This window comes from Streptomyces coacervatus (assembly GCF_029223485.1).
GTDB classification, from domain to species: Bacteria; Actinomycetota; Actinomycetes; order Streptomycetales; family Streptomycetaceae; genus Streptomyces; species Streptomyces coacervatus.
Genome location: NZ_JARHTP010000031.1, coordinates 41,429 through 54,060 on the forward strand (window position 1 = coordinate 41,429; position 12,632 = coordinate 54,060).

Consider the following 12,632-nt stretch of genomic DNA (forward strand, 5'->3'; position numbering starts at 1 on the left):
CGTAACTACTTGCGTAACTACTGGCGTGATGACTAGTGGGAAGCCCCGGCCGTGGCCGGCGGCAGGTCCGCCTTCACGCCCGGGTCGCCCGCGTCCGCCGTGTAGTCGTCCGGCTTGGTCTCGTCGACGCCCTCCGGGGCCTTCAGCGCCTTCAGCACGAAGGTGAGCACCACCGCCACCACCGCGTTCAGGACGAACGCCGTCAGGCCGATGTAGCCCATCTCGCCGAGGCCCGGGACGTTCGCGTTGGAGCCGCCGAAGTGCTTCTGGCCCGGGTTGGTCGGGGAGGCGACGCCATACGCGGCGAGGGTGCCGTAGACCATGCCGACCGCCCAGCCCGCGAGCAGCGCCCAGCGGTGGAACCAGCGCGTGAACAGGCCGCCGACCAGGGCCGGGAAGGTCTGCAGGATCCAGATGCCGCCCAGCAGCTGGAAGTTGATGGCGACCGTCTTGTCCATCGTCAGGACGAAGACCAGGGCACCCACCTTCACCAGCAGCGAGACCAGCTTGGAGACCTTGGTCTCCTGTTCCGGCGTCGCGTCCGGCTTGATGAAGTCCTTGTAGATGTTGCGGGTGAAGAGGTTCGCGGCCGCGATGGACATGATGGCCGCCGGGACGAGCGCGCCGATGCCGATCGCCGCGAAGGCCACGCCTGCGAACCAGCTCGGGAACATGTTCTCGAAGAGCTGCGGGATCGCCAACTGGCCGTTGGTGACCTTGACTCCGGCCGCGATCGCCATGAAGCCCAGCAGTGCGAGCAGGCCCAGCATCAGCGAATACAGCGGCAGGATCGTGGTGTTGCGGCGGATCACGTTACGGCTCTTCGAGGACAGCGTCGCGGTGATCGAGTGCGGGTACATGAAGAGCGCGAGCGCGGAGCCCAACGCCAGCGTGGCGTACGTCCATTGGTTCGCCTCGGCCGGAACCAGCGCCCCGCGCGGCTTGCCGGTCACCGGGTTGGGCGTGCTGAACGCCGCGCTCGCCTTGGCGAAGATGTCGTCGAAGCCGCCCAGCTTGATCGGGATGTAGATGATCGCGACGGCGATGACGATGTAGATCAGCGCGTCCTTGACGAACGCGATCAGCGCGGGCGCGCGCAGGCCCGACGAGTACGTGTACGCCGCCAGCACGCCGAAGGCGATCAGCAGCGGCAGGTCCTTCACGAACCAGTTGGAGTTCGCGCTGCCGCCGATGCCCATGACGTCCAACACGGCCTGGATGCCGACCAGTTGGAGTGCGATGTACGGCATCGTCGCGAGAATGCCGGTCACGGCCACCGCCAGCGACAGGCCCTTCGAGCCGAACCTGCCGCGTACGAAGTCCGAGGTGGTGACATATCCGTGCCGGTGCGAGACCGACCACAGCCGCGGCAGGAACGTGAAGATCAGCGGGTACACCAGGATGGTGTACGGCACCGCGAAGAAGCCGGCCGCACCCGCCGCGTAGATCGCCGCGGGCACGGCGACGAAGGTGTACGCCGTGTACAGGTCGCCGCCGAGCAGGAACCAGGTGACCCAGGTGCCGAACGACCGTCCGCCCAGGCCCCATTCGTCGAGGCTCTGCTCGTTCTCGGCCTTGCGCCAGCGTGCCGCCAGGAAGCCCATGACCGTGACGGCCAGGAAGAAGAAGATGAAGACGCCGAGCGCGACGCCGTTCACGCCGTCCTTCACTTGGACGCACCGCCCTTCTGCGCGGCGCGGGCGCGCTGGTCACGCTGCCACAGCTGGTACGCCGTCACCGTCAGCGCGGTGGAGATCAGCACCCACAGCATCTGGTACCAGTAGAAGAACGGGATGCCTGCGAACGCCGGGTCCGTCTTGGCGTATGAGCCGACCCAGAGCATCGCCACGAAGGGCGCCACGAGGCAGAGGGCGATGACCACGCGGACCGGTGTCACCACCGGGGGTCTCACTTCAGGCGCATCTGACATATGTGCGGCTCCGTCCCCTCACTGATCCCATTGATCACCTGTGTAATGCGCAGGCAATCTAGGTCACCGCGCGAAGGCAGCGGAAGACCTCGTCCGCATATCGGTATGTCGATTCCGTGAAGGCCCGACATCGGTGTCATTGACTGAGCGTCAGCAGCAGCGGAATCCCTGCCGTGGATCCTCCTCCTGACGGTCCGTCCGCATCCGCTCGAACTCACGCCGGGACGGCACCTCCGCGTCCGGGTGGCCCTTTTGCAGATGCGCGACATAGCGGTCGTACGCCGACTCGTCCGTCAGCTCCCGCACATACCAGCGCACACCCCTAATCGCCCGGCGCAGCACTGCCGACGACCGCACGGCGCCCCTCCTCCCTCTCCTCCTGTGTCGGGATCAGCCCGGCCGGCGCGGTGATCCTCGACTCGACGTACGGCGACTCGCTCAGCGAGGAGAGGGCCGGGCGGCGGATGTGCCGGACGCAGACCCGCAGAGCGTCCGCGATCACCACGACGATCAGCACGGCCAGGACCGCCGTAAGGACGCCGTCCACCGTGGAGTTGGTGACCACGGTGTGCATGTCGTCCATGTTCTTGGCGGGCGGCAGCACCTTCCCGGCGTCGATGGCGTCCTGGAACACGGACCGCTGCTTGAAGAAGCCGACCTTCGGGTCGCTGGAGAACACCTTCTGGTAGCTGGCGGTCAGCGTCACGGTCGCGTCCCAGGCCAGCGGAATCCCGGTGATCCAGGCCCACTTGAGACGCCCGGACTTCACCAGCAGGGTCGTGCAGACCGCGAGCGCGACCGCGGCCAGCAGCTGGTTGGAGATGCCGAAGATCGGGAACAGCTGGTTGATGCCGCCGAGGGGTTCATGGACGCCGACCCACAGGAAGTACCCCCACAGTGCGCACACGATCCCGCTGGTGATGACCAGGCCCGGCTTCCAACTGACGTTCTTGAACGGCCGGATGACGTTGCCCAGCATGTCCTGCAGCATGAACCGGCCCACCCGCGTACCGGCGTCCAGCGCGGTCAGGATGAACAGCGCCTCGAACATGATCGCGAAGTGGTACCAGAAGGCCCTCAGGCTCCCGCCGGTGACCTTGGAGAAGATCTCCGAGACGCCGATGGCGAGGGTGGGGGCGCCGCCGGTGCGGGAGAGGAGCGAGGACTCCTCGACGTTCTTCGCGGCCTGGGCGAGGTCGGCGGGGGAGATGTGGTAGCCCCAACTGCTCACCACCTGCGAGGCGTTCTGCACGGTGGTGCCGATCGCGCCCGCCGGTGCGTTCATCGCGAAGTACAGCCCCGGGTCGATGATGCTCGCCGCGACCAGCGCCATGATCGCGACCGACGACTCCATCAGCATGGAGCCGTAGCCGATCATCCGGACCTGCGTCTCCTTCTGGATCATCTTGGGCGTCGTGCCGCTCGATATGAGCGAGTGGAAGCCGGACAGCGCCCCGCAGGCGATGGTGATGAAGACGAAGGGGAAGAGCGAGCCGGCGAAGACCGGGCCGTCGCCGCGCGAGGCGAAGTCCGTCACCGCGTCCATCTTCAGCGTCGGCAGCGCGATGACCACGCCCAGCGCGAGCAGCGCGATGGTGCCGATCTTCATGAAGGTGGAGAGGTAGTCGCGCGGGGCGAGCAGCATCCACACCGGCAGGATCGAGGCGATGAAGCCGTACGCCACCAGCCAGACGACCAGCGTCGAGGGCGCGAGGGTGAAGGCGTCCGCCCACGACGACTCGGCGACCCATCGGCCCGCCACCAGCGCGAGGAGCAGCAGGGCCACGCCGATGAGGGAGACCTCGGCGATCCGGCCGGGGCGAAGTACCCGTAGATAGAAGCCCATCAGCAGGGCGATCGGGATCGTCATCGCGATGGAGAAGGTGCCCCAGGGCGAGGCGGCGAGCGCGTTGACGATGACCAGGGCCAGCACGCCGAGCAGGATGATCATGATGGCGAAGGCGGCGATCAGCGCGGCGGCTCCGCCGAAGGGGCCGATCTCCTCGCGGGCCATCTGGCCGAGCGAACGCCCGTCCCTGCGTGTGGAGAAGAACAGCACCACCATGTCCTGCACGGCTCCGGCGAAGATCACCCCCGTGATGATCCAGATGGTGCCGGGCAGATAGCCCATCTGCGCCGCCAGGACCGGGCCCACGAGGGGTCCGGCGCCGGCGATCGCCGCGAAGTGGTGGCCCAGCAGCACGCGGCGGTCGGTGGGGTGGAAGTCGATGCCGTTGTCGAGGCGTTCGGCCGGGGTGGCCCGGGTTCCGTCGACCTTGAGCACCTTGTACGCGATGAACTTCGCGTAGAAGCGGTAGGCGATGGCGTACGAGCCGAGGGCGGCGGCGACCATCCAGGCGGCCGAGACGTTCTCGCCCCGGGAGAGCGCGAGCACGGACCAGCCCGCCGCTCCGACCAGAGCGACGAGGGTCCAGATGACGATGGAGCGGACGTTCGCGGTACGCACGAGGCGGTCCTCCCGTCCAGACGGAGTCGGGAGGACCGTAGAACAGGAGCGGGAGTTGCGCTAGGGCGCTCCGCTGGGGTGTGCGTTGGGGTTGTTTTTATCTGCGGCGCCGTTGGGGCTGGTCGCGCAGTTCCCCGCGCCCCTTCAGGGCGCTCAGTCCGCCGGGCGCTTCAGGCGCGCCACGAACTTGTAGCGGTCCCCCCGGTACACCGACCGCACCCACTCCACCGGCTCCCCGGTCTTGTCGAAGGAGTGCCGGGAGAGCATCAGCATTGGCAGGCCCACGTCCGTGCCGAGCAGGCCCGCCTCGCGTGGGGTGGCCAGGGAGGTCTCGATGGTCTCCTCGGCCTCGGCGAGATGGACGTCGTAGACCTCGGCCAACGCCGTGTAGAGGGACGTGTACTTGACGAGCGATCTGCGCAGCGCGGGAAAGCGCTTCGCGCTCAGATGGGTCGTCTCGATGGCCATCGGCTCGGCGTTGGCCATACGGAGGCGTTCGATACGGAGCACCCGGCCGCCGGCCGTGATGTCGAGGAGCTCGGCGAGGCGGTCGTCGGCGGTGATGTAGCCGATGTCCAGCAGCTGCGAGGTGGGTTCCAGGCCCTGGGCGCGCATGTCCTCGGTGTACGAGGTGAGTTGGAGTGCCTGGGAGACCTTCGGCTTGGCGACGAAGGTGCCCTTGCCCTGGATGCGTTCGAGGCGGCCCTCGACGACCAGCTCCTGCAGCGCCTGCCGCACCGTTGTGCGCGAGGTGTCGAACTCGGCGGCGAGGGTGCGCTCGGGCGGTACCGGAGTGCCGGGCGACTGCGTCTCCGTCATGTCGAGCAGGTGCTTCTTCAGGCGGTAGTACTTGGGCACGCGCGCCGTACGGACACTTGCCCCGCCCTCGTTCTCCGCACTGCTGACCTCGGTGCTCATGCTCTGCCTTCCCGGCTCCGGATGGGGCTCACTTCGTGATCCCTTCTGTATACCGTCGCCACCTCTCCTGGTCTAGTCCACAGATCCAAGTGGTCTAGCGGAAGACAGTACTCCTGCGCCGCTGTTTTCGCTGCCTTCTTACTTAAAGGTTCCTGCATATGTAGCTCGCATAACAGCTGGTCAGGGCTGTTTCCGGGACCCTTGACAGGCTCCCTGGTCTGGTCCAAGCTCCCGGTACTGGTCTACACCATTGGTCCAGGTCCCAGCTCCATGGGCGGGGGGTGTGGGCATCCCTGAGGAGGGTGGCGTGAAGCGCAAGCTGATAGCCGCGATCGGTATCGCGGGCATGATGGTCTCCATCGCGGCGTGTGGCGGCAGCGACGGCAAGGGTTCTTCCAGCAGCGGCGCGGACGCCAAGGAGCTGACCGTCTGGCTCACCGTCGACGCCCAGAACAACTGGCCGAACCTGGTGAAGGCCGCCGACGCGGCCGTCCAGAAGAAGCACCCCGGCATCAAGATCAACCACGAGTACTACGGCTGGCCGGACAAGAACACCAAGCTCGACGCGGTCCTCGCCACCGACAAGGCCCCCGACGTGGTCGAGATGGGCAACACCGAGATGCTCGGCTACATGGTCAAGGGCGCCTTCGCCCCCGTCGACGCCTCGAAGTTCACCAACTCCGCCGCCTGGCTCGACGGCCTCAAGGCCTCGGTGACGTACGACGGCAAGACCTACGGCGTCCCGTACTACGCGGGCGGCCGTGTCGCCAACTGGCGCAAGGACGTGTTCGCCGCGGCCGGCGTCAAGTCCACGCCCAAGACCTACGCCGAGCTCACCGCCGCCCTGGACAAGGTCCAGAAGAAGGAGGGCGACAAGTTCAGCGCCTGGTACCAGCCCACCCGTGACTGGTACGCGGCCATGTCCTTCGTCTACGACGCCGGCGGCTCCATCGCCCAGGAATCGGGCGGCCAGTGGAAGGCGAGCCTCTCCTCGCCGGAGTCCATCAAGGGCCTCACCGAGTTCAAGAACGTCGTCGACAAGTACATGCACGGCGACAAGACCAAGGACGAGTCCGACCGTTACATCGTCTACGGCCAGGGCAAGTCCGGCATGATCTTCGGCGCGGCCTGGGAGGGCGCGACCTCCGCCGACCCGAAGAACGACAAGACCGGCAAGCTCAAGAACAACCTCGAGAACTTCGTGATGCCGGGTCCGTCCGGCAAGAACCTGCCCGTCTTCCTGGGCGGCAGCGACCTCGCGATCCCGGTCAAGTCCAAGGCGCAGGCCGTCGCCGCCGAGTGGATCAACGCGTTCACCGGCCCCTCCGGCCAGAAGGGTCTGATGGCCAAGGGCAACCTGCCCAACAACAAGACCGACCTCGCGACCCTGAAGAACGACCCCGCGACGGCGGTCCCGGCCACCGCGGCCGAGTCCAACTGGTTCGTCCCGATGGCCCCGGGCTGGGGCCAGGTCGAGAAGGCCCAGATCCTGCAGACCATGCTGCAGAACATCGGCACCGGCAAGGAGTCGGTGGCGGCCGCCGCAAAGGAAGCGGACGCCGCGATCGACAAGGTCATCAACACCAAGTGACCTGACGCGGGGTTCCGCCCGGGCGGAACCCCGCCGTCCGTACGACCTGTGCGACCTGTAAGACCTGAGGGACCGCTGAGGAGCGCGCGATGAGTGCCGCAGACACGACCACCCCCGCCAAGGTGCCGCCGCAGCGGCATGCGCCGCCACCCGTGCCGGTCGCCAAGAACCCACGCAGAGCCCGGACTTCGGGCGGCGCGGCCACGCCCTGGCTGCTGCTCGCCCCCTGTCTGCTGATCCTGGCGCTGGTCCTCGGCTATCCGCTGGTCCGCCTGGTCACCCTCTCCTTCCAGAAGTTCGGGCAGTCCCAGCTGTGGGGCTTCCTGCCGGCCGAGTGGGTCGGGTTCGACAACTTCACCGGGGTGCTGGGCGACGGCGAGTTCTGGCAGGTCGTGGTCCGCACGATCGTCTTCGCGGCCGGATCGGTCATCTTCACGATGGTGCTCGGCATGCTGATCGCGCTGCTCCTCCAGCGGGTCTCCGGCTGGATGAAGACGCTGGTCAACATCGTGCTGGTGGCCAGCTGGGGCATGCCGATCATCGTCGCCACCACGGTCTTCAAGTGGCTGTTCGACGCCGACTACGGCATCCTCAACGCGCTGCTCAGCAAGCTGCCCGGCGTGGACCTGATCGGCCACAACTGGTTCGCGAGCGGACCGCAGGGCCTTGCCGTGATCATGCTGCTGGTGGTCTGGGGAGCCGTCCCCTTCGTCGTCATCACGCTCAGCGCCGGCCTCACCCAGGTCCCGGCGGAGCTGGAGGAGGCGGCGCGGCTGGACGGCGCGGGCTCCTGGGGCGTGTTCCGTTACGTCACCCTGCCCATCCTCAAGCCGATCATCGTGATGCTGACGACCCTGTCGGTCATCTGGGACATGGGCGTCTTCCCGCAGGTCTTCGTGATGCGAAACGGCCATCCCGAGGCGGAGTTCCAGCTCCTGACCACCTACTCCTACGACCGTGCCTTCGTGGTCAACGACTATGCGCAGGGTTCGGCGATCGCCCTGATCACCGTCGTACTGCTGCTCGGTGTGGTCGCCGTGTACATGCGGCAGATGCTGAAGATCGGAGAGGTCGAATGACCGTCATGAACGCCGTGGCGACGACGGGAGGCACCTCGCGGCCCCGGAAGTCCAAGCTCGGCTGGAACCTCCTCGGCCTCCTCGTCTTCCTGACCGCCGGCTTCCCGGTCTACTGGATGCTCAACACGGCCATCAAACCGGCCAAGGACACCATCGACCCCGACCCGAGCCTCTTCCCGACCGGCTTCACGCTCGACAACTTCCGCCGGGCGCTGGCCATCGCGGACTTCTGGGGTCCCGTCGGCCGCAGCCTGATCGTCTCCCTCTCGGTCGTGGCGATCGGCATCGTCGTCGGCATGCTGGCGGCGCTCGCCATCTCCCGGTTCGCCTTCCGTGGCCGCAAGATCGTGATCGTCGGCATCCTCGCGGTCCAGATGGTCCCGCTGGTCGCCATGATCATTCCGATCTTCCTGCTCCTGAACGACCTGGAGCAGTACGACAAGCTCTCGGGCCTGATCATCACCTACCTGACCTTCATCCTCCCCTTCACGGTGTGGACGCTGCGCGGCTTCATCGTCAACATCCCGAAGGAGCTGGAGGAGGCGGCGATGGTCGACGGCTGCAGCCGGACCGGCGCCTTCATCAGGGTCGTCTTCCCGTTGTTGGCCCCCGGCATGGTCGCCACATCCGTGTACGGCTTCATCCAGGCCTGGAACGAATACCTCTACGCCCTGATGCTCCTCAGCCAGAAGAACCAGACCGCGACCGTCTGGCTCGGCAACTTCACCACCAAGCACGGCACCGAATACGCCCCGATGATGGCCGGAGCCACGATGATGGCCGTGCCGATCGTCGCCCTGTTCCTGCTCGTCCAGCGCAAGATGGCCGCGGGCCTGACCGCCGGCGCAGTGAAGGGATAACGCCACCCGATGACGACAATCGCCAGCGGCACCACTGCATCTCATTGGGAAAGGGGCCTGACGCGCGATGCCCTCACGGTCCTCCAGCCCGGCTTCACCGGCACCACCGCCCCCGACTGGCTGCTGCGCCGCCTCGGTGAAGGCCTCGCCTCGGTCGGCCTCTTCGGCCGCAACATCGCCTCCCCCGAACAACTGTCGGTCCTGACCGCCCAGTTGCGGGCGGAGCGGGACGACGTTCTGGTCGCCATCGACGAGGAGGGCGGGGATGTGACCCGCCTGGAGGTCCGCACCGGCTCCTCCTTCCCCGGCAACAACGCGCTGGGCGCGGTGGACGACGTGGAACTGACAAGGGAGGTGGCAGCGGAACTCGGCCGCCGCCTCGCGGCCTGTGGCGTCAACCTCAACTGGGCCCCGTCGGCCGACGTGAACTCCAACCCGTCCAACCCCGTGATCGGCGTACGCTCCTTCGGCGCCGACACCGCCCTGGTCGCCCGGCACACGGCGGCCTATGTCACCGGCCTCCAGTCGTCCGGAGTGGCGGCCTGCACCAAGCACTTCCCCGGCCATGGCGACACGGCCGTCGACTCCCACCACGCCCTGCCCCGCATCGACGTGGAGGCGGCGGTACTGGAGTCCCGCGAACTGTCCCCGTTCCGCGCGGCCATCGCCGCGGGCACCCGCGCCGTGATGAGCGCCCACATCCTGGTCCCGGCCCTGGACCAGGACCACCCGGCGACCCTCTCGCCCACGATCCTCACCGACCTCCTCCGCGGCGACCTCGGCTACGACGGCCTCATCGTCACCGACGGCATGGAAATGCAGGCCATCGCCGGTACCTACGGCATCGAGCGGGGCAGCGTCCTCGCCGTGGCCGCCGGTGCCGACGCGATCTGCGTGGGCGGCGGCCTCGCCGACGACGAGACCGTACGACGCCTGCGCGACGCCCTGGTCTCGGCGGTCCGCACCGGCGAACTGCCCGAGGAACGCCTGGCGGACGCGGCGGAGCGGGTCCGGGCACTGGCCCGCTGGACGGCAGCCGCGGGAGCAGCCGACGCGGAGCCCACGCCCGACGGCGAGGTGGGCCTCCGCGCGGCCCGCCGCGCCCTGAGGCTGACGAGCGCCGAGCCCTTCACCCCCCTCACCGAACCGCCCTACGTCGCCGCCTTCACCCCCGTCGCCAACATCGCGGTCGGCGACGAGACCCCCTGGGGCGTCGCAGCGGAACTCTTCCGCCTCCTCCCCGGCACGGAAACGGGCAGCTTCACCGGCGACTCCGCGGGCCTCGCAGCCCTGGCTGCGGCCGGCCCCCGCCGCATCGTGGCCGTGGTCCGCGACGAACACCGCCACCCCTGGATGGCAGCCGCCGTCGACACCCTGCTGGCGGCCCGCCCGAACACGATCGTGGTCGAGATGGGCCTCCCTCAGGCGACCCCTCGCGGAGCCCTGCACATCGCGACGCACGGTGCGGCCCGGGTGTGCGGGCGAGCAGCGGCGGAGGTCATTGCGGGGCAGTAGTCCCTACGGCACAGCAGGCGCCGGCCCCTTGAAAGGGGCCGGCGCCTGCTGTGCCGTTAAGGGGCGCGGGGAACTGCGCGAGCAACCCACCACGACCTGCAGCCCGAAGACAACAGCACCCGGCAGACGAGACCGCTAAATCCCCTGCCAGTCAGGCTTGTTGGCATACGTGTGCCGGAAGTACTCCGCAAACTTCAGCTTGGACGCCGCCCCCTCGTCGACGACAACCGTCGCATGCGGATGCAACTGCAACGCCGAGGCAGGGCACACCGCGGCGACCGGCCCCTCAACAGTCGCGGCCACCGCGTCCGCCTTCCCCTCCCCCGTGGCAAGCAGCACCAGATGCCGAGCCTCCAGAATCGTGCCGATCCCCTGAGTGATGACGTGATGCGGCACCTGCTCGATGTCTCCCTCGAAGAACCGCGCGTTGTCCACCCGCGTCTGCTCGGTCAACGTCTTGATCCGAGTCCGCGAGGCCAGCGAAGAGCACGGCTCGTTGAATCCGATGTGCCCGTCGGTCCCGATCCCGAGCAACTGCAGATCCACCCCGCCGGCCGAGGCCAACGCCTTGTCATACGCGGCGCACGCCAACTGCACGTCCTCGGCAGTCCCGTCGGGCCCCATGAACGCGTCCATCCCGACCCCGAGCGGCTCCAGCACCTCCCGCCGCAGCACCGAACGGTACGACTCCGGATGCTCGGCCGGCAGCCCCACATATTCGTCGAGCTGCGCTATCCGCGCCCGCGAGGAGTCCACGGCACCGGAGCGCACCTTCGCCGCCAGCGCCTCGTAGATGGGCAGCGGGGTCGAGCCGGTGGCCACGCCGAGCAGTGCCCCGGGCCTGCGCCGCAGGAGCTGCGCCATGGCCTCGGCGATGAGCTCGCCGCCCGACTTGGCGTCCGGAACGATGACAACTTCCACGCTGGACCTGCCGATCTGAAGGGCTGTGTGTCTGAAGGGCCGTGCGGTCGAGAAGGGTATGTGGTTTAGACCAATCTAACAGTATCGACTCCTGCGCCCCAGGTCGATGCGGGGCCATCCCCATTCCATGCGGAGGACAGGCGTTCTTCGTCACGGGGGAGTGGAATGGGTGCGGTGCTGCCGATGCGCAGCGCCCCGCACGGCGAGCAGCCAGACCCGGGAGGAACCCACCATGACCGCCATGACACCGGACACCACACCGGACCCTCAGAGCGACGTCCCGGGCCGGATCATGGCCAGTGAGATGGCCGAGCAGCCCGCCGTGCTGCGCCGCATCCTTGAGGAGGGTGCCCCCGCCATCCGGCAGGTGGCCCAGAAGATCGCCGCCCGCAAACCCCGCTTCGTCCTGCTGACCGCCCGCGGCACCTCCGACAACGCCGCCCTCTACGCCAAGTACCTCCTTGAGATCCGCCTCGGCTTGCCCTGCGGACTCACCTCGATGTCCACCACCACGGCGTACGGCGCCCGCCCCGACCTCACCGACGTCCTCGTCGTCACCGTCAGCCAGTCCGGCGGCTCCCCGGACCTGGTGGCCTCGACCCGGGCCGCCCGCGAGGCCGGCGCGATCACCCTCGCCGTCACCAACAACCCCGGCTCACCACTGGCCGGCGTCTCCGAGTACCACGTCGACATCATGGCCGGACCGGAGAAGGCCCTCCCCGCGACCAAGACCTACACGGCCTCCCTCCTCGCCCTCTACCTCTTCGTCGAAGGCCTGCGCGGCGGCGACGGCGCCCCCGCGAAGCTGCTGCCGGACCTCGCCGAGCAGTTGCTCGCCCGGCAGGAGGAGGTCCGCGCCCTCGCCGCCCGCTACCGCTTCGCCGAACGCATGGTCATCACCTCCCGCGGCTACGGCTATCCCACGGCCAAGGAAGCCGCCCTCAAGCTCATGGAGACCAGCTACATCCCCGCTCTCTCCTACTCCGGCGCCGACCTCCTGCACGGCCCCCTCGCCATGGTCGACAACGTCTCCCCGGTCATCGCGGTCGTCACCGACGGCAAGGGCGGCGAGGCCCTCCAGCCCGTCCTCGACCGGCTGCGCGGCCGCGGCGCCGACCTGTTCGTCGTCGGCCCCGCGCACCAGGTCGAGCAGGCCTCGGCCGGCTTCGTCCTGCCCACCGAGGGAGTCGCCGAGGAAGTCCAACCCATCCTGGAGATCATCCCGCTGCAGCTCCTGGCCCACGAGATCACCATCGCGCGGGGCCAGGACCCGGACGCACCGCGGGCGTTGGCGAAGGTGACGGAGACGCACTGAGCGCAGCCGGTGCAGACCGGGCCAGGGCACCTCTTG

General features: G+C 68.2%; 11 protein-coding genes. 5 read left to right on the forward strand and 6 right to left on the reverse strand.

Going from position 1 to position 12,632, the window contains the following annotated elements:
• Positions 1-32: 32 nt before the first annotated feature.
• The 5 genes from mctP to P2Q00_RS47020 form a co-directional block, all read right to left on the reverse strand.
• The gene (gene mctP / locus P2Q00_RS47000) at positions 33-1,670 is read right to left on the reverse strand and encodes a monocarboxylate uptake permease MctP (RefSeq protein ID WP_275781043.1); all 1,638 of its coding nucleotides are present in this window, start codon (positions 1,668-1,670) and stop codon (positions 33-35) included.
• Entirely contained in the window at positions 1,667-1,930 is a 264-nt protein-coding gene (locus P2Q00_RS47005; protein ID WP_275781044.1) for a DUF3311 domain-containing protein, read from the reverse strand. The genes mctP and P2Q00_RS47005 overlap by 4 nt, the downstream gene beginning before the upstream one ends.
• Positions 1,931-2,080: 150 nt before the next feature.
• Entirely contained in the window at positions 2,081-2,287 is a 207-nt protein-coding gene (locus tag P2Q00_RS47010) for a YbdD/YjiX family protein (protein WP_275781045.1), read from the reverse strand.
• Complete coding sequence (locus P2Q00_RS47015) at positions 2,253-4,397, reverse strand: carbon starvation CstA family protein (RefSeq protein ID WP_275781046.1); 2,145 nt, start codon at positions 4,395-4,397, stop codon at positions 2,253-2,255. Before P2Q00_RS47015 ends, P2Q00_RS47010 begins: the two co-directional genes overlap by 35 nt.
• A 153-nt stretch (positions 4,398-4,550) precedes the next feature.
• Entirely contained in the window at positions 4,551-5,315 is a 765-nt protein-coding gene (locus P2Q00_RS47020; RefSeq protein ID WP_275781047.1) for a GntR family transcriptional regulator, read from the reverse strand.
• A 307-nt stretch (positions 5,316-5,622) separates the two neighbouring features.
• Between P2Q00_RS47020 and P2Q00_RS47025 the strand changes: the two genes are divergently transcribed.
• The 4 genes from P2Q00_RS47025 (at position 5,623) to P2Q00_RS47040 (ending at position 10,360) form a co-directional block, all read left to right on the forward strand.
• Positions 5,623-6,906: an extracellular solute-binding protein gene (locus tag P2Q00_RS47025; RefSeq protein ID WP_275781048.1), complete on the forward strand. Its 1,284-nt coding sequence runs from the start codon at positions 5,623-5,625 to the stop codon at positions 6,904-6,906.
• 89 nt (positions 6,907-6,995) lie between these two features.
• The gene (locus tag P2Q00_RS47030) at positions 6,996-7,985 is read left to right on the forward strand and encodes a carbohydrate ABC transporter permease (protein WP_275781049.1); all 990 of its coding nucleotides are present in this window, start codon (positions 6,996-6,998) and stop codon (positions 7,983-7,985) included.
• A 5-nt stretch (positions 7,986-7,990) separates the two neighbouring features.
• Positions 7,991-8,845, forward strand: coding sequence for a carbohydrate ABC transporter permease (locus P2Q00_RS47035; protein ID WP_275781092.1), 855 nt, complete (start codon positions 7,991-7,993; stop codon positions 8,843-8,845).
• Between the two features lie 9 nt (positions 8,846-8,854).
• Positions 8,855-10,360, forward strand: a complete 1,506-nt coding sequence (locus tag P2Q00_RS47040) for a glycoside hydrolase family 3 protein (protein WP_275781050.1) — start codon at positions 8,855-8,857, stop codon at positions 10,358-10,360.
• A 135-nt stretch (positions 10,361-10,495) separates the two neighbouring features.
• Here P2Q00_RS47040 and nagB read toward each other — a convergent pair whose 3' ends face one another.
• Positions 10,496-11,281, reverse strand: coding sequence for a glucosamine-6-phosphate deaminase (gene nagB / locus P2Q00_RS47045; protein WP_275781052.1), 786 nt, complete (start codon positions 11,279-11,281; stop codon positions 10,496-10,498).
• 241 nt (positions 11,282-11,522) lie between these two features.
• Here nagB and P2Q00_RS47050 point away from each other — a divergent pair, with 241 nt between their 5' ends.
• Entirely contained in the window at positions 11,523-12,596 is a 1,074-nt protein-coding gene (locus P2Q00_RS47050) for an SIS domain-containing protein (RefSeq protein ID WP_425579643.1), read from the forward strand.
• The last annotated feature ends 36 nt before the right edge of the window (positions 12,597-12,632 follow it).

What these genes read in the sequence shown, in the direction of transcription:
- P2Q00_RS47005 (WP_275781044.1), bottom strand. Translation starts at nt 1,930, where the DNA reads ATGTCAGATGCGCCTGAAGTGAGACCCCCGGTGGTGACACCGGTCCGC.
- P2Q00_RS47020 (WP_275781047.1), bottom strand. Translation starts at nt 5,315, where the DNA reads ATGAGCACCGAGGTCAGCAGTGCGGAGAACGAGGGCGGGGCAAGTGTC.
- P2Q00_RS47030 (WP_275781049.1), top strand. Translation starts at nt 6,996, where the DNA reads ATGAGTGCCGCAGACACGACCACCCCCGCCAAGGTGCCGCCGCAGCGG.
- P2Q00_RS47035 (WP_275781092.1), top strand. Translation starts at nt 7,991, where the DNA reads ATGAACGCCGTGGCGACGACGGGAGGCACCTCGCGGCCCCGGAAGTCC.
- P2Q00_RS47040 (WP_275781050.1), top strand. Translation starts at nt 8,855, where the DNA reads ATGACGACAATCGCCAGCGGCACCACTGCATCTCATTGGGAAAGGGGC.
- P2Q00_RS47050 (WP_425579643.1), top strand. Translation starts at nt 11,523, where the DNA reads ATGACACCGGACACCACACCGGACCCTCAGAGCGACGTCCCGGGCCGG.